Here is a 21922-nt window from a genome sequence, read left to right as displayed (position 1 = left end):
AGCGGCCGGCGACGGCGCAACCTCCCGGGCAGAGGTCGGCGCACCCATTCACGCACGGGTGCGCAAGTCAAGCGCGGGCTGGCTCCGCACCGCGCGGGCCGCCGCCTGATCCGCGGTCCGTCACCGCCCCTGGCCGGACCACAGCAATCGGCCGACGGCGAAGGAGCTGACGATGATGGTCAGGCACAGCATCTTGATGATGGCCGTGGCGACGCCGATCCCGATCGACCCGAGGCTGAACAGGACGGCAAGGACCGCATAGGAGATCAGCAGCATCAGGCTCAGGAAGACCGAGACGACGACCGACACGACCAGCGTCGTGGCGATGAGCAGCGGTGCCATTGCCCGGGCGATGGTGGTGCTGGACATGGACAAGCCCCCATTCCTGGGTTGTCCTCGTCATCTGCCGCTTGGGCCGAAGCATTCTTGCGCTGAATGCAAGACCTTCCGCAGTGCGCCGTCCCCGGCCGGCCCGCGGCATCCCGGGATGGCCGGGATCGGCCGGTTCTCAGTGGTCGATCGGTCTGGCGGTCCCGGCCGCGGCGGCACTCAGCAGCTGCGCGAGACGCTCGGAATCGAAGGCCGGATCGCGCGCCGCCTCGGCCTTCGCGGGTTTGGCCCGCGGCTTGGAGGGAACCGGAGCCGGCGCGATCGAGCCCGTCGCCGCCGGCTCCGCGGGCGCGGCGCGCACGGCAGCCACCTGCGGGATCGGCGCGGAGGCCGAGGGCAGGCGGTCGAGATTCACCGCCGACACGGCGCAGACCGTGCCGAAGCCGAGCACCGCGAGAGTTCCGGTGGCGAGGTTGAGACGCAGGGACACGGCCGCCCCCCAATCGTTGAGACAGCCTTCACCCTAGGAGGCGGATCCTTAACGATCTGCTGCCGCGCCGGCGCGGTCCTCACGCATGGGCGCGGCCGTCACTCGGGCGATGAGGCCGAGGGCGTTGCGGCCGCGCAGTCCGGGACACGGCCGGCTGCCGAAATGGCATACGATCCGGGCGCCCTCCGGATTCGCATCCTCCCTGCAGGAGACCCGTCATGACTCGACCCGATCCCACCCAGGCGGCCGCGGAGGCCGCCCGCATCGTCGATGCCTTCCTCGAAGCCTCGATGCGGCCGGATCCCGTTGCGGCGGCGGCCTTCATGACGCCGGACGTGCGCATCGTGTTCACGGGCGGGCGCGTCTTCGGCCATCCGGGCGAGGCGACGGCCTTCAACGCGAAGCGCTACCGCTGGGTGAAGAAGCGCATCCTGCGCAATGACGTGGTGCCCGGGCCCGACGAGACCATCGTCTACAATCTCGGCACGCTCTACGGCGAATGGCCGGACGGCACGCCCTTCGAGGGCAACCGCTACATCGACCGGTTCGTCGTGCGCGACGGCCTGATCGTCTCGCATGAGGTCTGGAACGACAGCGCCGAGCGCATCCTCGACCCGGGCCTCGGGGCCTGACGGCCATGGCGGTCGATCGCCTCTTCACCAATGCCCAGCCGCCCGGCCGGGAGGACTGCCTCGACCTCGTGACCGTCTCGGCGGCACGGATCATGCGGCAGGCCGATTACGGCATCGCCCCGGGCTGCGCGGCGGATCTCGTCGTGCTCGACGCGAGGGACGCGGCCGAAGCGGTGTGCACCCTGGCCCAGCCGCTGTTCGGGGTGAAGCGCGGGCGGCTGAGCTTCATGCGGCCCGCGCCGCGCCTCGCGCCGCCGGAGGCCGGCGAGCGCAGGCCGCTCGCCCTGCTCGCCTGAAGCGCAGCCTTCCTCGTCCCGGTCCCTTTCTCCCTCAATAGGCGTTGCGGAAGGCGCTGCGCGCCACCAGGGTCATCACCAGGATCTGCAGGTCGAACCAGAGCGACCAGTTGTCGATGTAATACAGGTCATGCTCGACGCGGCGCTGCATGTCGGCGTCGGTCAGCGTCTCGCCGCGCAGGCCGTTGACCTGCGCCCAACCGGTGATGCCGGGCCGCACGTTGTGGCGGCGGGCGTAGCGGGCGATCCGCCGCTCGAAGCTGCGGTCATGGGCGAGCGCGTGCGGCCGCGGGCCGACCAGCGACATGTCGCCCCGGATGACGTTGAGGAGCTGGGGCAATTCGTCGAGGTTGGTGCGGCGCAGGATGCGGCCGATGCGGGTGATGCGGGAATCGTTGCGCGTCGCCTGCCGGAAGGCACCCTCGGGCTCCGCCCGCATGCTGCGGAACTTGTAGACCGAGAACGCCTCCTGGTTGAAGCCGTAGCGCTTCTGCCGGAACAGGCAGGGCCCCGGGCTGTCGAGGCGGATCAGGATCGCGATCATCGCCAGGACGGGCGACAGCACGACGAGCGCGAGGCTCGCCGCCGCGAGGTCGAAGCTGCGCTTGAGCGCGATCTCGAGCGGGCTCAGAGGGGCGCGGCCGACATTGAGGCCGGTGAGGCGTCCGACCCGGACGAGGCGGATATCCGTGAAGCGGTCCATCACCTGCCCGGGCCGCAGGTGGAGGGCGGCCGGGACCCGCAGGAACGCATCGACGCAGAGCTCGACATCCTCGACATCCGTCCAGGGGACGAGAACGAAGATGTCGTCCGGCCGCAGGAAGCGGACCACCGAGACCGCGAGGTCGAGATCCTCCCCGAGCTGGCGCCGCCGCTCCGCCGCACCGGCCCCCAGCGGTACCGGACGCAGGTAGCTCGCCCCGATCACCCGCACGCCGAGCGCTTCGGCATCGTGGCCGGAATAGAAGCCCGCAATGTCGGTCTCGTAGCCGATGAGATGGACGCGGCGCGCCGATCCCGAACGGGGGGTGATCAGCCGCCGCACCAGGGCGAGCGACAGGGCCCGCGTCGCCCAGAGGACCGGAAGCCCCGCCACGAAGGCGGTGACCGCCGCCACGCGCGAGACCTCGCTGGTGGTCTTGGTGAGGAACCCAATCGTCAGGAGCAGCGTCCAGGCACCGAGCCACAGGCTCGCGCTCCGGCGCAGGTGCGGCCCGCGCGACAGGTAGTTCTCGATGCTGTAGTCGCCCCGCGCGACGTTCGGCAGCACGACGAACGATCCGAGGAGCAGCCCGACCTGCAGCGCGGAGGCGACCGGAACCTCGGTGCGCAGGACCGCCGCGTGGTAGAGGGTCTGGGCCACGAGCACCGTGGCGAGCACGGCGAGGAACTCCGCCGCAGCCGCCCCGATGCCGATGGCGAGCCGCAACGCGCCGCGGCGCCGCCGCGGCAGCAGGGCGGCCCAGATCGCGCGCCGCTCGGCGCCGGTCGCGGTCGCGGCGCCCTCGATGGTGAACCGTTCGTGTCGCATGCCTTAAAGCTGTTCCGGCTTGTCCCGCCGAGGAGCCGGTGCGGCCCCCGTCGGTTCGGTCTCACGGGCTGTCCGTGCCGGAATGGGACGCTTACGCGCCCCGTCCGGACGGATGTCCGTGACACAGCAAAGGAGGGACCGCAGCGACCTGTCCCACGGGTGCAACCCGGCCTTGCGGCGAAGCCGGATCCGCCCCGACGGGATGGTGCTAGAAGACCTGCCGGCAACCCGGAGAGCACTCATGGATGCGCGCGCGAGCGAGGGCGGTTTGGCGGGCGCTGCGGCGCGCCCGGCTGCGGGGCCGACGGCTGCCGTGCTCGCGGCCTTAAGCCTGTCGCATCTCCTCAACGACCTGATCCAGTCGCTGCTGCCGGCGATCTACCCCCTGCTCAAGCAGAGCTACCGGCTCGATTTCGGCCAGATCGGCCTCCTCACGCTGGGTTTCCAGCTCACCTCGTCGCTGCTGCAACCCGTGGTGGGTCTTTCCACCGACAGGCGGCCCCAGCCCTTCTCCCTGGCGGCGGGCATGCTGCTCTCGCTTGCCGGCCTCCTCCTGCTCTCGCAGGCGTGGAGCTTCGCGAGCCTTCTCGTCGCGGCGGGGCTCGTCGGGACCGGATCGGCGATCTTCCATCCGGAAGCCTCGCGGGTCGCCCGCCTCGCCTCCGGCGGCCGCTACGGGCTCGCCCAATCGGTGTTCCAGGTCGGCGGCAATGCCGGGACGGCGATCGGCCCGCTGCTGGCGGCCTTCATCGTCGTCCCGCACGGGCAGGGCAGCGTCGCCCTCTTCGCGCTCGCGGCCTTGGCCGGCTTCGTCGTGCTGAGCCTCGTCGGCCGCTGGTACCGGGAGCGGCTCGCCCTCGGCGCGGCACGGCCCCGCCGGACGGGCCCGGGCAGCGGCGCGCCGCTGTCGCGCCGGCGGATCGTGCTCACGGTGGCGATCCTGCTGGTGCTGATCTTCTCCAAGTACTTCTACATGGCGAGCTTCACGTCCTACTTCACCTTCTACCTGCTGCACCGGTTCGGGGTCTCGGTGCAGGAAGCGCAGGTGTTTCTCTTCGTGTTCCTGGGCGCGGTGGCGGTCGGAACCGTGATCGGCGGCCCGATCGGGGACCGGTTCGGGCGCAAGGTGGTGATCTGGAGCTCGATCGTCGGCGTGCTGCCCTTCACGCTCGCGCTGCCGCATGCGAATCTGTTCTGGACGGTCGTCCTCACGGTCCCGATCGGCCTCATCCTGGCATCCGCGATGCCGGCGATCCTGGTCTATGCTCAGGAGCTCCTGCCGGGCCGGGTCGGACTCGTGGGCGGGCTGTTCTTCGGCTTCGCCTTCGGGATGGGCGGCCTCGGCGCGGCGGTGCTCGGCGAACTCGCCGACCGCACGGGCATCGAGTTCGTCTATGCGCTCTGCGCCTTCCTGCCCGCGATCGGCCTCCTCGCGGTCTTCCTGCCCCGGCTCGGCGGGCCGCTGCGGAGCGCGTGATACGGTTTCCGGTTGATCTGTTCCGAGATGAGTCCACGCGGGATCCCCTTTCCCAATCGGGAGAGGGGATCCCGCGCATCCTCGTCTTGGAGGGAATCAACCGGAAGCCGTATCATACCAACGGCCCAGGCTGCTGGCGCAGCGGGCCGTTGATCCATCTCGAATTTCCGACATCAAGCCAAAGGCTTGGCGAAAATTCGAGAGCGGAACCACCGGTCATTTTCAATGACCGGTGGTATCACTCCGCCGCTTCGGCCCGGCCCAGCGTCTGCACCGCCTCGAATCCCTCGAACTGGGGATGCGAGAGGTAAAGCGGCTTCGTCCCGGGCGCCCGGCTATGGGCCTTCCGGAATTGCTCGGAGCGGGTCCAGGCTTCGAAATCCGCCCGCGACGACCACACGGTGTGGGAGGCATAGAGGATGTGATCCTCATGCTCGGGGCCCCGCAGGAGATGAAACGCGACGAAGCCCTTCATCTCGTCCAGATGGCTGTCTCGCCCGAGCCAGACCCGCTCGAACTCGGCCGCGGCATCTTTGTAGACCTTGAACCGGTTCATGGCGATGAACATGGGGCAATTCCTTGTCGGTGCGGGCACGGCCGGACGCGGCCGCCGCGGCGTCGACGCCGACAGAAGGCGATTTCGTTGCCGCAATCAAGGCGGGTCCGGGCGGGCCGCCGATCGTCCAGGCCCCTCCGGGCTGCTGATCCGCCGGCCGCCTCGGCTGCGCTTTCTTCTGCATTCCTCTTGGGAATTCATGTTCTACGTGTAGACGCAGGTCCGGTTGCATGGCAGATCGATGGGGCGCAGCTTGGCGCTCCAAGCCCCGCTTTGTCCGGCGGGCGGCATCCGATCGCGCAGCGTGGCAGCGCTGTCATGTACCGGCCTCCGCGGGATCCGCGGGGCCGCAGGATGTCACGGCGTCCGGGACACGCGGAGTGTCCGCGTCCGGCACGTCAGGGCGATGGCCGCGGGGCGGCCGGGGCGTCGTGCTCCGGGGGCTGCCGCTTGGGGAGGGAGGCCGCGCGGCCCGAGCCCGGCACGATGCCAGGGGCCGGAGCGGGATGTGAGACAGAGTGTCGAGGACACATGCCTAAGCAGACTACCGAGGTCGATCGCCTCGTCGGCATCCGGATCACTGCACTGCGCAAGGCGAAGGGCCTGAGCCAGACCGCGCTCGGCAATGCCGTCGGCGTGACCTTCCAGCAGGTGCAGAAATACGAGAAGGGGCAGAACCGCGTCGGCGCGGGCCGCCTGCGCGAGATCGCGCGCCTCCTCGAAGTGCCGGTCTCGGCCTTCTTCGAGGAGCCGAACGATGCGGCGGGCCGCGACGACAACGTGTTCGGCTTCCTGAGCACGCAGGGCGCCGTCGACATCCTGCGCGCCTATGTCCAGATCGAGGACGACCAGCTCCGGCGCGAGGTGCTCGCCATCGTCCGCTCGGCCGCCCGGCTGAGCCGGTCGACGGGGATCGCCAACGGCAGCGCCGACTAGGGCGCTCCCGCCGAAGCGGACACCGGTTCGGCGCAAGGGAGCGCGTGAGAACAAGGCTTGAGAGCCGTGCCCGACCCGGTCGGGCACGGCTCTGGAGCTGGTCCGGCAGAAGCGGGCATCGCTTCTCCGGCACCTTTTCTCCGTCCGGATGGTCGCGAGGCCGGTCGGGCGCTCAGCGCGGGCCGATCAGGTGAAAGAAGCTGCCGCTGACCCGGCCGCGCCGATGGCCTGCGACGCCGAGCAGGCGCCCTTCCCCATCCGTCACCCGGGCGAGCGCCGCGGATTCGTCCGGCGCCGCGGTGAGCTCGCTGGCATAGTGGAATTCATGCCCGACGCGGACGGCGCCGGCGGGTCCGAGCGGTCCGTCGGCGAGGAGCGTGGCGACCCGGTAGCCGAGATGCAGCTTGCGCCGGGCATAGGAGGTCGCCACGGGCAACAGGCCCGCCATGGCGTGCCGCCGGCCCTCGGCATCCTCCAGCCCCTCGCCCAGCACCATGTAGCCGCCGCATTCCCCGTGGACCGGCCGGGTGCGGGCGAAGTCCCGCAGGCCCGCGAGGAAGCGGCCGGCCGCCGCCAGCTGGCCGGCATGCAGCTCCGGATAGCCGCCCGGGAGCCAGCAGGCGTCGCAGCCCTCTGGCGGCGGCTCGTCGGCTAGCGGCGAGAACGGCACGAGTTCGGCGCCGGCGGCCCGCCAGCCCGCTGCCATATGCGGGTAGATGAACGAGAACGCGGCGTCCCGCGCGAGCGCGATTCGCTGTCCGGGCGGTTCCGGGAGGGGACTCAAGCCTGCCGGCGGCACCCGGCCGGCGGCCGCCGCCACGATCGCGTCGAGGTCGAGAGCCGTCTCGGCGAGATCGGCCAGGCGGTCGAGCCGGGCGGCGAGGTCGCCGGTCTCCTCCGCCTGGACGAGGCCGAGATGGCGCTCGGGGAGTGCCAGGGCGGTATCGCGGGCGAGCGCGCCGAGCACGGGCAGGCCCGTCCGGGCGAGCCCCGCCTCCACGAGCCGCCGGTGCCGCGGGCTCGCGACCTTGTTGAGGATCACGCCTGCGACCTGCAGGCGCGGGTCGTAGAGCCGGCAGCCGAGCGCCACCGCCGCCGCCGATTGCGCGGCGCCGGACACGTCGAGCACCAGGATCACCGGCCAGCCGTAGCGTGCCGCGATATCGGCATTCGCGCCGCTGCGGCCCTCCTCCGCCACCACCCCGTCGAACAGGCCCATGGAGCCCTCGGCGATCAGGAACTCGGCCCCCTGCCCGGCCGTGCCCGCCACCGCATCGAGCAGCGTCTCCGTCATCGCGAAACTGTCGAGATTGAAGCTCGGCCGGCCCGTCGCCGCGGCATGGAACGCCGGGTCGATGTAGTCCGGCCCGCATTTCGCCCCCGCCACCGCGACACCCCGGCGGGCGAGCGCCCGCAGGATCGCGAGGGTCACGGTGGTCTTGCCGGAGCCCGAGCGGGGGGCGGCGACGAGAAGGCCGCGGGCGGCACGATCGGTCACGATTGGTCCTCCTGGCGCGCCGCCTTTTACCCGGACGCGGCCGGGTGATACCACGCGCCATGGACGACACCCGACCGAGCGGCCCTCTCCGGCGCGGCTGGACCACCGGCGCCTGCGCGGCGGCGGCGGCCAAGGCCGCTTTCGCGGCCCTGCGCACCGGCGCGTTCCCGGATCCGGTCGAGATCCCGCTGCCCGGGGGCCTGCGCCCCGCCTTCGCCCTCGCGACGACGGAGAGGCTGCCGGAGGGCGCCCGCGCCGGGGTGATCAAGGATGCGGGCGACGACCCGGATGTCACTCACGGCGTCCTCGTGCTGGCGACGGTGCGTCCGGGGCCGCCGGGCACGGGCGTCGGGTTCCGGGCCGGGCCGGGCGTCGGCAGGGTGACCCGTCCCGGCCTGCCCCTGCCAGTCGGCGAGCCCGCCATCAACCCGGTGCCCCGCCGCATGATCGCGGCAGCCCTCGCCGAGGTGGAGGGAGGCGTGCCGGACGTGGTGGTCGAGATCGCGATTCCGGGCGGCGAGGCGATCGCGCAGAGCACCCTCAATCCGCGGCTCGGCATCCTGGGCGGACTCTCGGTTCTGGGGACCACAGGCGTGGTCGTGCCCTATTCCTGCGCGGCCTGGATCGACACGATCCACCGGGGCATCGACGTGGCACGGGCCTCCGGCCTGACCCATGTGGCCGGGGCCACCGGATCGACCTCCGAGGAGGCGGTTCAGCGCCTGCACGGGCTGCCGCCCGAGGGGCTGATCGACATGGGCGATTTCGCCGGCGGCATGCTGAAATACCTGCGCCGCCACCCGGTGCAGCGGGTCACGGTGGCGGGCGGCATCGCCAAGATGACGAAGCTCGGCCACGGGCTCCTCGACCTGCATTCCCGGTCCGGGCCGGTGGACCTCGCCTGGCTCGCCGAGCGGGTTTCCGAGGCCGGCGGCGGGCAGGATCTCGCCGCGCGGGCGGCGCGGGCCAATACCGCGCTCGAAGTCCTGCGGCTCGCTCAGGCGCAGGACCTCCCCCTCGGCGATCTCGTCGCCCGCTACGCCTGGACGACGGCCGCTTCGTCGCTTGCCGGATCGGGAATCGCCCTCGAAGTGGTGGTGTTCGACCGCGACGGCGGCGTGGTCGGGCATGCGCCGTTTCGAGCGGCGGGGTAGGTCATGGGCCGCAGCGCAGAGAAGTAGCGCAGAGACATCGTGACCTGGCGCAGGAACCCCTCTCCCGTTTGGGAGAGGGGCAGGGGTGAGGGTGCTACATTTCCGCAAGAATCCAGAACCGCACTGCTGCCAGCTCAACGCGCAGTGTTTAAACCTGAAGCGTCTCCACCCTCACCCCCTACCCCTCTCCCACTCGGGAGAGGGGTTCCCGCGCCTTACTGGACTTAACTGGACTTCATCGCCCAACACCCTCGTCCCGCCGCCCGGCCGGAACCGGCGGTCGTAGCCGGCCGAATAGAGCGCGCTCTCACGGAAATCGCCGGCCGCAAGCGCCCGCCCGACCAGGATCAGCGCCGTCCGCTCAAACCGCGCCGCCGCCACCTGCTCGGCGATGTCAGCGAGCGTGCCGCGCAACACCCGCTCGTCCGGCCAGGAGGCCCGGTAGACCACGCCGACCGGGCAGTCGGGCCCGTAATGCGGAATCAGCTCCGCCGCCACCTCGGCGATCACATGGATCGAGAGATGGATCGCCAGCGTCGCCTGCGTCTGCGCGAACAGGGCGAGGCGCTCGGGCGCGGGCATGGCGGAGGCCCGCCCGCTGGTGCGCGTGAGGACGACCGATTGCGCGACCTCCGGCACCGTCAGCTCCCGCCCGAGCGCCGCCGCCGCCGTCGCGAAGGCCGGCACGCCCGGCGTCAGTGTGTAGGGAATGCCGAGCGCCTCGAGCCGCCGGGTCTGCTCGGCTACGGCGCTGTAGACCGACAGGTCGCCCGAATGCAGCCGGGCCACGTCCTCGCCCCTGGCGTGGGCCGCCCGCATCTCGGCCAGGATCGCGTCGAGATCGAGGGGCGCCGTGTCGACGAGCCGCACGCCCGGCGGGCACCAAGCCAGGATCTCCGGCGCGACGATCGACCCCGCATAGAGGCAGACCGGGCAGCGGGCGATCAGGTCGCGCCCGCGCAGAGTGATGAGGTCGGCCGCGCCCGGCCCCGCGCCGATGAAGTGGATGGTCACGACGGATCTCCGGATGCGGCAAGCGCGCAGGTGGCGCCCGGGCTCGCGATGCGGGCCAGCACGAGCCGGCCCTCCGGCCCGGCCGCCGCCAGCGCCGCGGCCTCCGCGAGCGAGCCGACGCCCCGCAGGGTTTCGATGCGCGCCGAGCGGGTCACGGCGCGCCGTCCCGCCGCCCGTAAGTCCTCGACGGCGATGCCGATGACCGGCACGCCGAGCGAAGCGGCCGCTTCCTGCAGGGCCGCCTCGCCGGCCCGGTCCTCCGCGGTGGCAAGGCCGCCGAGGCGCGCGCCGGCGAGCCGGGCCTGCCCGAGCGCGTCGCGCACCAGCGCCGCGATCTCGTCGGGCGTCGTCGCGTGACGGAATCCGACGCCTGCGATGACCGGGCCGCGGGCGGGCACCGCCGACACGTCGGTGCCGGCCGGATCGCTGCCGCTCGCCGCGCCGGACATTCCGTCGGGCACACCCCTGGCGATCCACGCAGCCGCGGCCGCCGGAGCGGAGTCCCAGGCCCGCGCCGCAGGGCTGCGGCCGATGAGCTCCGCCCCCCTCACGGCTTCGTCACCGCCCACTGCGTCACCGGCATGGCCGGTCGCCATCCCTGCATCCGCCCAACGGGCTCGGCGCGGGCGACCGCGATCCGCCGCAGCATCCCGCCATGCCGGCGATGCGCCTCGATCAGCACCGGCTCGCTCTCCAGCGTCACCGCATTGCACACCAGTCGGCCGCCCGGCGGCAGAGCTGCCCAGACCGCCGCGATCAGCGCCGGGTCCGACACGCCGCCCCCGATGAAGGCCGCATCCGGCCGGCTCAGCTCCCGCAGCGCCTCCGGCGCCCGGCCGCGCACCACCGCGAGGTCCGGCACCCCGAGCGCCCGGGCGTTGCGGCCGATCCGCTCCGCCCGTTCCTCCCGGGCCTCGATCGCCACCGCCCGGTTCGCCGGGTGGCGCAGGCACCATTCGATCGCCACGGAGCCGGAACCGGCGCCCACATCCCACAGCAGCTGCCCGGCCCGGGGCCGCAGCGCCGCGAGGGTAACCGCCCGGATCTCCGCCTTGGTGAGCTGCCCGTCGCTCTCGAACCAGGCATCGTCGAGGCCGGGGCTGAGCGGGATCACCCGTGCCGACGGGTCCGCCACGACCGCGATCGCGACCGTGTTGAGCGGGTCGATCCCGGCCTCGTCGAACCCGGCCGCGACACTATCCCGGCGCCGTTCGCGCGGGCCCCCCATCGCCTCCAGCACCGTGAGGCGCGACGCCGGGAATCCCCGTTCCGCGAGCAGCGCGGCGAGCCGGCCCGGCGTTGACCCGTCCCAGGACAGCACCAGCAGCCGCGCCCCGGGCTGGAGATGCGGGATCACCCGCTCGATCGCACGCCCGTGCACGGTCAGGCAGGCACATTCCGCGAGCGGCCAGCCGAGCCGCGCCGCCGCGAGGCTGAAGGCCGAGGGCTGCGGGTAGCAGGCGATCTCCGCCGCGGGCACCAGCCGCGCCAGTTCGGCCCCGACGCCGTAATGGAACGGGTCGCCCGTCGCGAGCACGCAGGTCGGCTGGCCGCGCCGGGCGAGGATCGCCGGATAGGCGGCATGGATCGGGCTCGGCCAAGCCAGCGTCTCGGCCGCGAGCGGCGCCGCGAGCGCGAGGTGCCGCCGCCCCCCGACGACGAGGCTCGCCCCATCGAGGGCCCGCGCGGCCGCGGGCGACAGCCCGGCCCGGCCATCCTCTCCGATTCCCACGATCGCCAGCCACGGCCCGGCGCTCGACAGGCGCAGAGGGTCAGGCGAGAAGGCGTCCATGCGCATCCTCCTCCTCGGCGGCACCACCGAGGCGACGGGCCTCGTCCGCCGCCTCGCGGAGCACCCGTCCTTCCGCCCCACCCTCTCGCTCGCCGGCCGCACCGCGGCGCCGGTCGCGGCGCCCTTCGACACCCGAATCGGCGGCTTCGGCGGCCCCGAGGGCCTCGCGCGCTGGCTTGAGGCGGAGGGCGTTGCCGCCGTGGTCGATGCCACCCATCCCTTCGCGCAGCGCATCTCGCACAACGCCGCGCAGGCCTGCGCGCGCCTGAAGCTCCCGCTCGTCGCCCTGCGCCGCCCGGCCTGGACCCCGCAGGCAGGCGACCGCTGGCACGAGGTCGAGAGCGTCGCCGCCGCCGTGCCGGCCCTCGGCGTCGCACCGCGGCGCGTGTTCCTCACCGTCGGGCGCCTGGAACTCGCGGCCTTCGCGGCCGCCCCGCAGCACGCCTATCTGGTGCGCACCATCGAGCCCGTGGGCGAGGCTCTGCCGGTACCTGATCTCGTCGCCATCGCGGCCCGCGGCCCCTTCTCCGAGGCGGACGAATTGGCGCTGATGCGGGACCATCGCATCGAGGTGCTGGTGACCAAGAATTCCGGCGGCAGCGCCACCTACGGCAAGATCGCGGCCGCCCGCGCCCTCGCGCTTCCGGTGGTGATCGTGCGCCAGCCCGCCCCGCCCGCGGTCGAACAGGTCGGCACGTTGGAGGCCGCGCTTGCCTGGCTGGAGGCTCATCGCGCCGCCTCCACCCGCCGGGGCGTGTAGACGAAGGGCGGCGCGCCCTCCCTTTCCACCAGCCGCGTCGCCGAGGCGCCGATGATCACGAGCGTCGCCATGTCGGCCGGTGCCTCCCGCGCCTCGGCGAGCGGCAGGATCCGCACCGCCTCGTCCGGCCGCCCGATTGCGCGAGCCAGGATCACCGGGGTATCCGGCGCCCGGTGCTCCGCCGCGAGCCCCAGCGCCGCGCCGAGCTGCCAGGGCCGCGCCTGCGAGATCGGGTTGTAGAGCGCGATCACCAAGTCCGCCCGCAGCACCGCTTCGAGCCGAGCCGTGATCACCTCCCAGGGCTTCAGGTTGTCCGACAGCGACAGCGCGCAGAAATCGCCCCCGAGCGGGGCGCCGACCCGGGCGGCGGCGGCGAGCATCGCCGTGATGCCGGGCTCGACCGTGATGGCCAGCGACCGCCAGGCCGGATCACCGTGCTCCAGCGCCTCGAACAGGGCCGCCGCCATCGCGAACACGCCCGGATCGCCGCCGGACACCACTGCGACCCGCCGGCCCTGCGCGGCGAGTTCGAGGGCGTGCCGCGCCCGCTCCACCTCGACCCGGTTGTCGGAGGCGTGGCGCGTCAGGCCCGGACGCTCCGGAACGCGGGCAACATAGGGAGCGTAGCCGATCAGGTCCTCGGCTTCCGCCAGCGCCGCCGCCGCGGCAGGCGTGAGATAGCGCGGGTCCCCGGGGCCGAGGCCGATCACGCAGACTGAACCGCCAGGGCTCCGCCCTGGACCCGCCGGGGCTCCGCCCCTGGACCCGGCAGGGGCCGCGGGCCCCTGCACCCCATGAGTTTTCATGGGCGGCGGCCCTCGCCGGGGATGAGGACCATCGAGAAATACGGGGCCTCGTCGTCGGGCTTGTCGGCGAGCGGCACGATGCACTCGCCCGCCATGGTGCCGCGCTCCACATAGACCGCCCGCGCCAGCAGCCCGGCCTGCGCCAGGGCGGCCCGGACCTTGGGCAGGTGGCGCCCGAGCTTCATGATCACCGCCGCATCCGTCCCGGCGAGGCGTTGCGCCAGCACCGGGCCCGGCAGCGTCGCGGGCAGCACGGTCAGCACGTCGTCGCCCCAGGTGATCGGCGTGCCGGCCCGCGTCCAGCAGCCCGACATACCGGTGACGCCCGGCACCACCTCCACCGGGAAACGGTCCTTCAGGCGCCGCCACAGATGCATGAACGAGCCGTAGAAGAACGGGTCGCCCTCGGACAGGATCGCCACGTCGCGCCCCGCCCCGAGCGCGCCGGCCATCCGCTCCGCCGCCTCGTCGTAGAACCGCGCCAGCGCCGAGACATAGGTCGGGTCATCCGGCGGCAGCTCGGTCGTGTACGGATAGGCGAGCGCCCATTCGCGGGCGGGGTCGCGCACCACCGCGTCGGCAATCGTCCGGGCGTTGCCGCGCCGGCCCGCCTTGCAGAAATGCACGATGTGATGCGCCCGCTCCAGCACCTGCACCGCCCGCACCGTGAGATAGTCGGGGTTCCCCGGCCCCATCCCGACGCCGTAGAGCGTTCCGGTCGCGGCAGCCGCCGGGCGCTCCGCGCCGCCGGCCGGCTCCGCGGGCGCAAGTACGCTTAAGCCCTCCATCACTCGGCCTCGCTCGCGAGCGCGTTGACCGCCGCCGCCGCCATGGCACTGCCGCCGCGCCGGCCGCGCACAATCAGGAAGGGCACCCGGCCATCCTCGGCCAGCGCCTCCTTCGATTCCGCCGCGCCCACGAACCCGACCGGCACGCCGATGACCGCAGCCGGCGGCGCCACACCCTCGTCGAGGAGTTCGAGCAGCCGAAAAAGGGCCGTCGGCGCGTTGCCCACCGCCACGACGGAGCCGGGCAGCCGCTCGCGCCACAATTCCATCGCCGCCGCCGTGCGGGTCGTCCCCAGTTCCGCCGCGAGCCCTGGCACCCGAGGATCCGCGAGCGTGCAGATCACCGCGTTGTCCGCCGGCAGCCGCGCCCGCGTCACCCCATCCGCCACCATGCGGGCATCGCACAGGATCGGCGCGCCCTCCCGCAGCGCCGCCTCCGCGGCTTCCGCGAAGCCGGGCGAGACGACGACATCCGCCGGCAGGTCGGTCATGCCGCAGGCATGGATCATCCGCACCACGACCCGCTCGGCCGCACCCTGGAAGCGCGACAGGTCGGATTCGGCGCGGATGATCGCGAAGGAGCGCGCATAGATCGCGGCGCCGTCGCGGATATAGTCGAGGCGCGTGCTCATGCGGGCTCCCGAAACGCGTCGATGAGGTCGGTGGCGGTCACGGGGCTGTTTAGCCGCTCAAGCACCGCCTCGAAAGTGAGCGTGAGGCGGGTGTCCGCCCCCGCGTGTCCGCCGCGCACCACCCCGTAGCGCCCGTCCGGCCGGCCGACGAGGGTGAGGTCGGCCGGGGCCGGATGCGCGCAGCCCTTCGGGCAGCCCGAGACATGGACGGTCAGGCCAAGCCTCGCGAGGTCCGCCCGCTCTGCGGCAAGGCGCGCCGCATGCGCCTGGGCCGGCGTGCCGCCGGAGGCGCAGGCGGGCGCGCCCGGACAGGCCGCGACGGCGCGCCGCGGATCCGCCGGGCCGACGATCAGGCTGCTCTCTTGTGCCGCGTCCCACAGCCGCGCGGCGCCGGCTTCATCCGCCGCGACCATCATCACCCCGCGCCAGGGCGTCAGCCGGAGGAGGCCATCGCCGTTCCGCGCGCCGGCCTCGGCCAGACGGACGAGCCGGGCGGCGTCGCAGCGGCCGAAGGGGAGTTCGGCGACGAGCGCGACCCGGCCGTCGCCGAGCGGTCGCAGGCCCGGAGCGGGCGGCTGCGCGGCCGCGGGGGGTGACCCGCCCGAATCGAGATCCGCGGCGGCAAGGAGTCCGCACCGCGCCGCCGGGTCGAGTTCCCGGACACGGCGTGCGCCGGTCCGGGCGAAGCCCGTCAGGATTGCGGTGACGGCGGGCTCGACCCGCTCGGCCGCGACCGGCTCCGCCCAGACCGGCCCTTCCGCCCCGGCCACCGCCAGGGCGAACATCTCTGAACCCGCCGCGGGGAACCCCTCTCCCGTGCGGGAGAGGGGCAGGGGTGAGGGTCCGGGTGGTTCAGCAGGAAGACTGAACCGTCCCGCTGCCAGCACAACGCTTAGTGATTCATGGCGGAAGGGTCCGGGACCCTCACCCCTACCCCTCTCCCGCACGGGAGAGGGGATCCCGCGCATCCCGCCGATCCGCCGGATCCAGATATCAGCCTCGACCGGCCCGAGCCCGCACGCATCACCCTCCACGGCCACCAGCGTCTTCGCCGGCAGCCCCGCCACCGCCCGGCCGGCCGCCTCCACCGCCTCGATCAGCCACGCCAGCCCGGGATCGAGGCCCGCCAGTGGCGAACTCAGCGTCAGCCGCTGCGGGCCGCCATCGCCGCGCCGGTCGCCGAGCCCCGCCGCAGCAATCCGGGTGGCGAGCGCCTCATGTGTCTCCGGCCGCACGCCGCGCACCTGCAGGTTGCCCCGCGCCGTCACATCGATGAGCCCGTTGCCGTTCTCCCGCGCCCCCTCCGCCACCGCGCGGGCCTGCGCGGCAGTGAGCAGGCCGGCCGGCGGGTGGACGCGCACCAGCAGCCCGTCGCCGGTCGGCATCGGCCGGGCGACACCGGGGCACCATCCGCGGCGGGGAGCCGGGGTCATTCCGCCGCCTCCCGGGCCTGCGCGGCCATCGCGTCGAGCGCCGCCAGCGAGTTGCGCCGGCTGCGCCACAGCCCGCGGCGGCGCAACTCTGCGAATCGGTCGAGGATCGCCCGCGCCACCGCCGGATTCGTCGCCTCGATACGCTCCAGCACCGCGAGGTCGCCCACATAGGCATCGTACAGCCGGTCGAGGTCGGCGTCGCTCACGGCCTCCGTGGTCGCGGCAAGCACGAAGACCGCGTCGAGCCCCTGCGCGAGTTCCTGCGCCCCGCGCCAGCCATGGCCGAGCTGCGCCGCGATCCAGCGCGGATGCGCGAGGCGTCCGCGCACCAGCCGCGCCACATCCTCCTCCGCCCTGCGGGCCCGGGGCGCTTCGGGCCGGCTGACGTCGAGGCTGTAGAGCGCGGGCGCGGCACCCGCCAGCGCTGCCGCCGCCGCGAAGCCGCCGAGCGCATCGGCCGCCGCATCCCCGTCGAGGAGATCCCGCTCGGCGACGTCGAAGGCATGCACGAAGGCATCCGCCCCCGCGACCCGCTCGGCGAAATCCGCCTCCTCGCTGGTCGCTGCTGTGGTGGCGGCGAGATAGGCCCGGGCGAGCTCGGCCCGCTCCTGCCACGCGCCGTCGAGGGCGAGTTCCGCCGCGCCGGCGCCGTAGCGGCCGGGTGCGGCACCGAATACGCGCGCCACCGTCTCACCCCGCCGCCGGGCGGCTGCGAGCGGGTTGTCCGCATCCTCCTCCTCGCGCGCCGCCACCGCGCGGGCGGCCCGGTCGAGGAGCGCCAGCGCCTCCGGGAAGGTATCGCGAAAAGCCCCCGACACCCGCACCGTCACGTCGATGCGCGGCCAGTCGAGGAGGGCAAGCGGCAAGATCTCGAACCCGGTCACCCGCGTGGTGGCGTGGTCCCAGGTCGGGCGCACGCCCATCAGGGCGAGCGCATGCGCCAGATCCTCGCCCCCCGTGCGCAGGGTCGGCGAGGCCCAGAGATCCATGACGATCCGGCGCGGATGCTCGCCCTCGTCCTGGAGGTAGCGGCGCACCACCTCGGCAGCGGCCTTCTCTCCGAGAAGCGTTGCGGCGCGGGTCGGCAGCGCCCGCGGATCGAGGGTGGTGAGGTTGCGCCCCGTCGGCAGCACGTCCCGCCGCCCGCGCGAGGGCGAGCCGGCCGGGCCGGGCACCACGAAGCGCCCGTCGAGGGCCGCAAGCAGACCTGCCCGCTCACCCGCCGCCGAGGCCTCGTCGCCGGCCGTCTCCCGCCCGAACACGTGCAGCCCCTCGCGGATCACCACCTCGGCGAGATCGCACAGATGCGCGTCGAGGGCGGTGAGGGCCTCCTCCATGGGCGTCGCCCGGTCGATGCCGGCCGCCCCGAGCAGACCCGCCTGCTCCGCCTGGTCGAGGATGCCACGCGCGATGAGCCCGGCCCGCCGGGGATCGAGCACGCTCGCCGCCGCGTATTCCTCCACCCGTTCGCGCAAGGCACCCACTTCCGGATCGAGCCCGGCGGCGCCGGTCTCCGGCGTGCGGTGCCCCACCGTGACGGCGCCGAGCCGCCGCTTGGCCGGCGCCGCCTCGCCCGGATCATCGACGATGAAGGGGTAGATCACCGGCAGCGCCCCGATCGCCAGCGAGGGCCAGCACAGGGCCGAGGGCGCGACGGCCTTGCCGGGCAGCCACTCGGTGGTGCCGTGGGTGCCGAGATGGATCAGCGCATCGAACCCCTCGCGCAGGGCGAGATAGAAGGCGAGGTAGGCATGCGAGGGCACCGCATCGGGGTCGTGGTAGCCCGCCTTGCGTGCCTCGCTTATGTCCGCGCGCCCGCGGTCGGGCTGCAGCGCGACCAGCACCTGTCCGGCCCGCACCGCGCGGAAGCGAAAGGCGCCATCGCGCAGCAGCGGATCCGCCGCCGGCTCGCCCCAGGCCGCGTTGAGCGCCGCGCGGGCCTCCGGCGGCAATCGCCGGAACCAGGTCCGATACGCTTCGAGCGGCACCGCGAAGCCCGGCTCGTCCTCGGTGAGCGCGCGCATCAGCGCCTCGGGCGCCGGAATGCCCTCGACCGAAAATCCCTCAGTCGCCAGGAGATCGAGGATCGCGACCGCGCTTGCGGGCGTGTCGAGCCCCACCGCGAAGCCCGCCCGCCCGCCGCGGGCCGGATAGTCGGACAGGACGAGCGCCAGGCGCCGCTCGGTGCGGGGCGTCCGGGCGAGCCGGACCCAGGCGGCGGCGCGGGCGGCGAGCGCGGCGCATCCGGCGACATCCGGCACGGCCCGGCGCTCCGCGTAACCCTCGATTGCGGCGACCTCCTCCTTGAACGAGATCGGGAAGCCCGAGAGCCGCCCGTCGAATTCCGGCAGCGCCACCTGCATGGCGAGATCGGCGGCGCCGAGGCCCCGCCCGGACGCCGCCCAGGCCGCCTGCGGCGCCCCAACCGTGAAGGCCTGGATCACCGGGCAGCCCGCCGCATCGAGCACGAAGCCGGCATCCTCCCGCGCCGAGAAGGCCGTCGCCGCCACGATCACGTCCGGCGGATGCGCCGCGATCGCCGCGCGCACGGCCGCGACGGCCTCCGGCTCCTTGAGGCTCGACACCGCGACGATCACCGGAGCGAGGCCCCGCTCGGTCAGCGCCGCCGCGAGCATGGCCGCGGGGGCGGTGTCCCCGCCGAGGATCGCCGACCGGTAGACGAGGATCAGGGCCCTGCCGCCGAGGCTATGCTTCGGAAGCGGCGCCGGCACCCGTGAGAGATCCGCCACGCCGCAGCCCGGGCACCACACGAATCCGCGCGGCAGGGGAAGCGGCGGCTCGGCCTCGACCCGGTGGCCGAGTTCGCCCGCGATCCGCACGAGCAGCCAGCGCAGGTTGTCGACGCCGCCCGCTTGAAAATAGCCGTCGAGGCGCTCGCGTAAGTTCGCCGACACCGTCCCGAAGGCGTCGAGCCGCGGGTCCGGCCGGTCGTCCCCGGGCAGGATGGCGAGCGGGATCGCCTGCCTTCGGCAGGTCTCCGCCAGCCGCTCGATGCCGTAGCGCCAGTAATCGAGCCCGCCGAGGCAGCGCACCAGCACGAACCGCGCCCGCGCGATCACTTGGCTTACATAGAGATCCACCGACAGCGGATGGCGCAGGCGCGCGAGCTTGGCGAGGCGCAGGCTCGGCATCGGCATCAGCCGGCTCGCCTCCGCCTGGGCCGCGGCGAGGCCCACCAGATCCGAATCGGTGAAGGACAGGGCCACGACATCGCCGGGCGCCTGGCCCAGATCCACCGCCGCCTCGCCCTCGTCGAGGGACACCGTATCGACGCGCAGGAGATGCATCAGGCGCCACCCTGTCCCAAGGCCCGGGGCGCCGCCCCGGGACCCCGCCAGAGGGCTCCCGCCCTCCGGACACCCGTGATCCTAGCCCTGCAGGGCTGCCGTGACCGCATCCCGGTCGAAGCCCGACAGGCCGATCACCATCAGCCGCCCGTCGCGCGGCTCGCCCGCATGCCAGGGCCGGTCGTAGTGATGCGCGATGCGCCGGCCAACCCCCTGCATCACCAGCCGCATCGGTTTCCCGGCCACGGCGCAGAAGCCCTTGATGCGCAGCACGCCCGGCACCTCCGCGGCCCGGGCCACCCGGGCCGCGAGGTCGTCCGGCGAGCCCGCCGCCCCGACCGGGATCGCCACGCTCTCGAAATCGTCATGGTCGTGGTCCTCCTCGGTCTCGTGATGCGAGGGCCGGGAGGCGAGATCGCTCTCCGCTTCGGCCTCGAGGCCGAGCAGCACCCGCGGGTCGATCGCGCCATGCGCCGTCTCGACGAGCTTCACCGCCCGCGGCAACTGCGCCTCGATCTCCGCCCGCACCCGCGCCCGGCTCTCCGGGTCGAGAAGGTCGCCCTTGTTCACCACGACGAGGTCGGCGCAGAGGAGCTGGTCCTCGAACACCTCCTCCAGCGGGTTGTCGTGATCGACGGATCGGTCGGCGGCGCGCTGCGCGGCCAGCGCCTCCGGATCCTCCGCGAAGGCGCCTGACGCCACCGCCGGCCCGTCCACCACCGCGACCACGCCGTCCACCGTCACCCGCGAGCGGATCGCCGGCCAGTTGAAGGCCTGGACCAGGGGCTTCGGCAGGGCGAGGCCCGAGGTCTCGATCAGGATGTGCTCCGGGGGTTCCGGCCGGTCGAGGAGCCGGTTCAGGGCCGGCACGAAGTCGTCCGCCACCGTGCAGCAGATGCAGCCGTTCGGCAGTTCCACCACCGCATCCTCGTCGCAGCCCGGCACGCCGCAGGAGGCGAGCAGGGAGCCGTCGAAGCCGACATCCCCGAACTCGTTGACGATGATCGCGAGGCGCCGCCCGTCATTGTGCTCCACCACGTGGCGCACCAGCGTGGTCTTGCCCGCCCCGAGGAAGCCGGTGACGATCGTACAGGGAATCTTCTGAAGCAGATTCATGCGGAAAACGGGGGGATGCGGGCGATGACGCCCTTGCGAAAGGCTTCCGGCCGCTCGCGCCAGGGCACGAGACCATCCGGCGCGGCAGTGTAGCGCGACAGCCCGTCGCGCAGGATGGCGGGGGCGCTCGCCGGGTCGAGGTCGCCATAGACGTAGGTCCAGCGGCCAGGCGAGGAGACCGCCACCGTGCAGGGCCGCTTGCAGACCGACAGGCACTCCACCGGCTCGACCCGCACGCCCTCCCCGGCCAGGGTTTCGGCAAGCGTAGCGTGCAGGCGGGCGCCGGCCCGTGGCCCGTCGGGCGGATCGGATTCCGCCCGACAGGTGGTGCAGACATAGAGGGTGACGGCCATGCGCCCGGTCCTCACGCCGCAGGCTTGCGGGCGACCGCATCCCAGGCCCAGCCGAAGGCGAGGCCCAGCACCGCCCAGAAGGCGAAGGCGACAGCGATCGAGCGGGCCGCGAACTGCGCCGCGACTGCGGCCGGCAGCGCGCTGCTCTCGGCCACGTGCGGCGCCCCCCAGACATGCGGGGCCACGATCAGCGCGAGCCCGGTCGCCACCGCCAGTGCGCCGCCCCGGATCGCGACGAGATAGAGGCCCGCCGCCGTGGCCAGCGCGGTGGCGATCCACCAGGTCTGCCGGAGCGCCAGCGCCTCCCCGCCCATCCCGGGCAGTTCCGGCGGCAGGCCGATTGCCGGCGCGAGGCTCGCGGCGAGGAAGCCGCCGATGGCGAAGCGCAGGGCCTCCCCGCGCGTCACCGGGCGGCCCGTCGCCAGCAGCACCGCCCCGAGGAGCAGCGCATAGCCGACCCCGCTCACCAGCGTGGCGAGCGCCGTGAAGGCGAGCCGCGGCAGACCGGGCGCCGGCTGCCACTCCTCGGTCTCCGCGCCGGCCCCGTGGCCGGCCCCGTGCTCCGACCCCGCATGGGCGAGCACGATCAGCGACGAGGCCTGCACGGGCTCCAGGCTCGCATGGGTCTCGTACTTCTCCGCTTCCAGGATCAGCGGCGAGGTCAGGGCGAATTGCAGCCCGGACGCCACGCAGGCGGCCAGGAATCCCGCGACGAGGGCCGCGGAGAGCAGTCGGATCGTCATGGCGGCAAATCCCGCATGGGCGAACGCCCGCGCGGCGCCGAAGCACCGGGCGGGGCGAGCACCGATGTGAGCGAGCGGTCGCTCAGTGGCAGGGGAAGTTATGCGCGTGGCGCCAGTCGTGCGCGGCATTGTGCAGCGCGGCCGCCGGCGAGAAGCCCGACATGAAGAGCAGGCCGAGCCCGAGGATGGCGGCGACGAGCACCGCATTCAGCCGTTCGCCGGCGAGCACGGGAGAAAGGGTACGAGTGACAGCGACCATGACGAACTCCTGCCGCCC

23 protein-coding genes are annotated in these 21922 nt (G+C 73.3%); 6 read left to right on the top strand and 17 right to left on the bottom strand.

Annotated elements, in window-relative coordinates; all coding sequences use genetic code 11:
• Nucleotides 1–120 precede the first annotated feature (120 nt).
• A complete protein-coding gene (locus MNOD_RS10460; RefSeq protein ID WP_015928835.1) occupies nucleotides 121–369 on the bottom strand; it encodes a hypothetical protein in 249 nt (82 codons plus the stop codon).
• A 139-nt stretch (nucleotides 370–508) separates the two neighbouring features.
• On the bottom strand, nucleotides 509–820 hold the full coding sequence (locus MNOD_RS10455) for a hypothetical protein (RefSeq protein ID WP_015928834.1): 312 nt from the start codon (nucleotides 818–820) through the stop codon (nucleotides 509–511).
• Between the two features lie 218 nt (nucleotides 821–1038).
• On the opposite strand from MNOD_RS10455, the gene MNOD_RS10450 reads away from it, so the two are divergent.
• A complete protein-coding gene (locus MNOD_RS10450; RefSeq protein ID WP_015928833.1) occupies nucleotides 1039–1452 on the top strand; it encodes a nuclear transport factor 2 family protein in 414 nt (137 codons plus the stop codon).
• Nucleotides 1453–1457: 5 nt separating this feature from the next.
• Nucleotides 1458–1748 (top strand): hypothetical protein, encoded by a 291-nt coding sequence (locus MNOD_RS10445; RefSeq protein WP_043748479.1) that lies wholly within the window; start codon nucleotides 1458–1460, stop codon nucleotides 1746–1748.
• A gap of 34 nt (nucleotides 1749–1782) precedes the next feature.
• Here MNOD_RS10445 and MNOD_RS10440 read toward each other — a convergent pair whose 3' ends face one another.
• Nucleotides 1783–3279, bottom strand: a complete 1497-nt coding sequence (locus MNOD_RS10440) for an exopolysaccharide biosynthesis polyprenyl glycosylphosphotransferase (RefSeq protein WP_015928832.1) — start codon at nucleotides 3277–3279, stop codon at nucleotides 1783–1785.
• A gap of 241 nt (nucleotides 3280–3520) precedes the next feature.
• Here MNOD_RS10440 and MNOD_RS10435 point away from each other — a divergent pair, with 241 nt between their 5' ends.
• Nucleotides 3521–4756, top strand: a complete 1236-nt coding sequence (locus tag MNOD_RS10435; protein ID WP_015928831.1) for an MFS transporter — start codon at nucleotides 3521–3523, stop codon at nucleotides 4754–4756.
• A gap of 238 nt (nucleotides 4757–4994) precedes the next feature.
• Here the strand turns inward: MNOD_RS10435 and hmuQ are convergent, their stop codons facing one another.
• Entirely contained in the window at nucleotides 4995–5324 is a 330-nt protein-coding gene (gene hmuQ / locus MNOD_RS10430; RefSeq protein ID WP_015928830.1) for a heme-degrading protein HmuQ, read from the bottom strand.
• 519 nt (nucleotides 5325–5843) lie between these two features.
• Between hmuQ and MNOD_RS10425 the strand changes: the two genes are divergently transcribed.
• Nucleotides 5844–6248, top strand: coding sequence for a helix-turn-helix domain-containing protein (locus tag MNOD_RS10425; protein ID WP_015928829.1), 405 nt, complete (start codon nucleotides 5844–5846; stop codon nucleotides 6246–6248).
• Between the two features lie 172 nt (nucleotides 6249–6420).
• On the opposite strand, the gene MNOD_RS10420 is transcribed toward MNOD_RS10425, so the two are convergent.
• Complete coding sequence (locus MNOD_RS10420; protein WP_015928828.1) at nucleotides 6421–7746, bottom strand: cobyrinic acid a,c-diamide synthase CobB; 1326 nt, start codon at nucleotides 7744–7746, stop codon at nucleotides 6421–6423.
• Nucleotides 7747–7805: 59 nt separating this feature from the next.
• Here MNOD_RS10420 and MNOD_RS10415 point away from each other — a divergent pair, with 59 nt between their 5' ends.
• Complete coding sequence (locus tag MNOD_RS10415) at nucleotides 7806–8900, top strand: cobalt-precorrin-5B (C(1))-methyltransferase (protein WP_015928827.1); 1095 nt, start codon at nucleotides 7806–7808, stop codon at nucleotides 8898–8900.
• Between the two features lie 171 nt (nucleotides 8901–9071).
• Here MNOD_RS10415 and cobM read toward each other — a convergent pair whose 3' ends face one another.
• From cobM to MNOD_RS10400, 3 genes are all read right to left on the bottom strand, one after another.
• Nucleotides 9072–9914, bottom strand: coding sequence for a precorrin-4 C(11)-methyltransferase (gene cobM, locus MNOD_RS10410; RefSeq protein WP_015928826.1), 843 nt, complete (start codon nucleotides 9912–9914; stop codon nucleotides 9072–9074).
• Complete coding sequence (locus MNOD_RS10405) at nucleotides 9911–10375, bottom strand: cobalamin biosynthesis protein (protein ID WP_244424700.1); 465 nt, start codon at nucleotides 10373–10375, stop codon at nucleotides 9911–9913. Before MNOD_RS10405 ends, cobM begins: the two co-directional genes overlap by 4 nt.
• An 86-nt stretch (nucleotides 10376–10461) precedes the next feature.
• The gene (locus MNOD_RS10400) at nucleotides 10462–11706 is read right to left on the bottom strand and encodes a bifunctional cobalt-precorrin-7 (C(5))-methyltransferase/cobalt-precorrin-6B (C(15))-methyltransferase (protein ID WP_015928824.1); all 1245 of its coding nucleotides are present in this window, start codon (nucleotides 11704–11706) and stop codon (nucleotides 10462–10464) included.
• On the opposite strand from MNOD_RS10400, the gene MNOD_RS10395 reads away from it, so the two are divergent.
• Nucleotides 11705–12466, top strand: coding sequence for a cobalt-precorrin-6A reductase (locus MNOD_RS10395; RefSeq protein WP_015928823.1), 762 nt, complete (start codon nucleotides 11705–11707; stop codon nucleotides 12464–12466). The genes MNOD_RS10400 and MNOD_RS10395 overlap by 2 nt on opposite strands.
• Here the strand turns inward: MNOD_RS10395 and cobJ are convergent.
• The 9 genes from cobJ to MNOD_RS10350 form a co-directional block, all read right to left on the bottom strand.
• Nucleotides 12433–13272 (bottom strand): precorrin-3B C(17)-methyltransferase, encoded by an 840-nt coding sequence (gene cobJ / locus MNOD_RS10390; protein ID WP_015928822.1) that lies wholly within the window; start codon nucleotides 13270–13272, stop codon nucleotides 12433–12435. The genes MNOD_RS10395 and cobJ overlap by 34 nt on opposite strands.
• Entirely contained in the window at nucleotides 13269–14060 is a 792-nt protein-coding gene (locus tag MNOD_RS10385) for a precorrin-2 C(20)-methyltransferase (protein ID WP_015928821.1), read from the bottom strand. Before MNOD_RS10385 ends, cobJ begins: the two co-directional genes overlap by 4 nt.
• Nucleotides 14060–14692, bottom strand: a complete 633-nt coding sequence (locus MNOD_RS10380) for a precorrin-8X methylmutase (protein WP_015928820.1) — start codon at nucleotides 14690–14692, stop codon at nucleotides 14060–14062. Before MNOD_RS10380 ends, MNOD_RS10385 begins: the two co-directional genes overlap by 1 nt.
• Nucleotides 14689–16125, bottom strand: coding sequence for a nitrite reductase (locus MNOD_RS10375; protein WP_015928819.1), 1437 nt, complete (start codon nucleotides 16123–16125; stop codon nucleotides 14689–14691). Before MNOD_RS10375 ends, MNOD_RS10380 begins: the two co-directional genes overlap by 4 nt.
• A complete protein-coding gene (gene cobN / locus MNOD_RS10370; RefSeq protein WP_015928818.1) occupies nucleotides 16122–19433 on the bottom strand; it encodes a cobaltochelatase subunit CobN in 3312 nt (1103 codons plus the stop codon). The genes MNOD_RS10375 and cobN overlap by 4 nt, the downstream gene beginning before the upstream one ends.
• Before the next feature lie 81 nt (nucleotides 19434–19514).
• A complete protein-coding gene (cobW, locus tag MNOD_RS10365) occupies nucleotides 19515–20549 on the bottom strand; it encodes a cobalamin biosynthesis protein CobW (RefSeq protein WP_015928817.1) in 1035 nt (344 codons plus the stop codon).
• Entirely contained in the window at nucleotides 20546–20902 is a 357-nt protein-coding gene (locus tag MNOD_RS10360) for a DUF1636 family protein (protein ID WP_015928816.1), read from the bottom strand. The genes cobW and MNOD_RS10360 overlap by 4 nt, the downstream gene beginning before the upstream one ends.
• 11 nt (nucleotides 20903–20913) lie before the next feature.
• Entirely contained in the window at nucleotides 20914–21645 is a 732-nt protein-coding gene (locus MNOD_RS10355; RefSeq protein WP_015928815.1) for a CbtA family protein, read from the bottom strand.
• Between the two features lie 82 nt (nucleotides 21646–21727).
• Complete coding sequence (locus MNOD_RS10350; RefSeq protein WP_015928814.1) at nucleotides 21728–21904, bottom strand: CbtB domain-containing protein; 177 nt, start codon at nucleotides 21902–21904, stop codon at nucleotides 21728–21730.
• Between the last annotated feature and the right edge of the window lie 18 nt (nucleotides 21905–21922).

Source organism: Methylobacterium nodulans ORS 2060 (assembly GCF_000022085.1).
Classification (GTDB): Bacteria; Pseudomonadota; Alphaproteobacteria; order Rhizobiales; family Beijerinckiaceae; genus Methylobacterium; species Methylobacterium nodulans.
Note: the sequence above shows the minus strand (reverse complement) of the source record. Positions and strands in the feature narration are given on the sequence as shown.

Excerpts from the sequence above, each read along its gene's own strand:
- MNOD_RS10435 (WP_015928831.1), top strand. The coding sequence starts at position 3,521 with ATGGATGCGCGCGCGAGCGAGGGCGGTTTGGCGGGCGCTGCGGCGCGC.
- MNOD_RS10395 (WP_015928823.1), top strand. The coding sequence starts at position 11,705 with ATGCGCATCCTCCTCCTCGGCGGCACCACCGAGGCGACGGGCCTCGTC.
- MNOD_RS10385 (WP_015928821.1), bottom strand. The coding sequence starts at position 14,060 with ATGGAGGGCTTAAGCGTACTTGCGCCCGCGGAGCCGGCCGGCGGCGCG.
- MNOD_RS10425 (WP_015928829.1), top strand. The coding sequence starts at position 5,844 with ATGCCTAAGCAGACTACCGAGGTCGATCGCCTCGTCGGCATCCGGATC.
- MNOD_RS10440 (WP_015928832.1), bottom strand. The coding sequence starts at position 3,279 with ATGCGACACGAACGGTTCACCATCGAGGGCGCCGCGACCGCGACCGGC.
- MNOD_RS10350 (WP_015928814.1), bottom strand. The coding sequence starts at position 21,904 with ATGGTCGCTGTCACTCGTACCCTTTCTCCCGTGCTCGCCGGCGAACGG.
- hmuQ (WP_015928830.1), bottom strand. The coding sequence starts at position 5,324 with ATGTTCATCGCCATGAACCGGTTCAAGGTCTACAAAGATGCCGCGGCC.
- cobN (WP_015928818.1), bottom strand. The coding sequence starts at position 19,433 with ATGCATCTCCTGCGCGTCGATACGGTGTCCCTCGACGAGGGCGAGGCG.
- cobJ (WP_015928822.1), bottom strand. The coding sequence starts at position 13,272 with ATGAAAACTCATGGGGTGCAGGGGCCCGCGGCCCCTGCCGGGTCCAGG.
- MNOD_RS10355 (WP_015928815.1), bottom strand. The coding sequence starts at position 21,645 with ATGACGATCCGACTGCTCTCCGCGGCCCTCGTCGCGGGATTCCTGGCC.
- MNOD_RS10415 (WP_015928827.1), top strand. The coding sequence starts at position 7,806 with ATGGACGACACCCGACCGAGCGGCCCTCTCCGGCGCGGCTGGACCACC.
- MNOD_RS10380 (WP_015928820.1), bottom strand. The coding sequence starts at position 14,692 with ATGAGCACGCGCCTCGACTATATCCGCGACGGCGCCGCGATCTATGCG.
- cobW (WP_015928817.1), bottom strand. The coding sequence starts at position 20,549 with ATGAATCTGCTTCAGAAGATTCCCTGTACGATCGTCACCGGCTTCCTC.
- MNOD_RS10360 (WP_015928816.1), bottom strand. The coding sequence starts at position 20,902 with ATGGCCGTCACCCTCTATGTCTGCACCACCTGTCGGGCGGAATCCGAT.
- MNOD_RS10375 (WP_015928819.1), bottom strand. The coding sequence starts at position 16,125 with ATGACCCCGGCTCCCCGCCGCGGATGGTGCCCCGGTGTCGCCCGGCCG.
- MNOD_RS10450 (WP_015928833.1), top strand. The coding sequence starts at position 1,039 with ATGACTCGACCCGATCCCACCCAGGCGGCCGCGGAGGCCGCCCGCATC.
- MNOD_RS10460 (WP_015928835.1), bottom strand. The coding sequence starts at position 369 with ATGTCCAGCACCACCATCGCCCGGGCAATGGCACCGCTGCTCATCGCC.
- MNOD_RS10445 (WP_043748479.1), top strand. The coding sequence starts at position 1,458 with ATGGCGGTCGATCGCCTCTTCACCAATGCCCAGCCGCCCGGCCGGGAG.
- MNOD_RS10400 (WP_015928824.1), bottom strand. The coding sequence starts at position 11,706 with ATGGACGCCTTCTCGCCTGACCCTCTGCGCCTGTCGAGCGCCGGGCCG.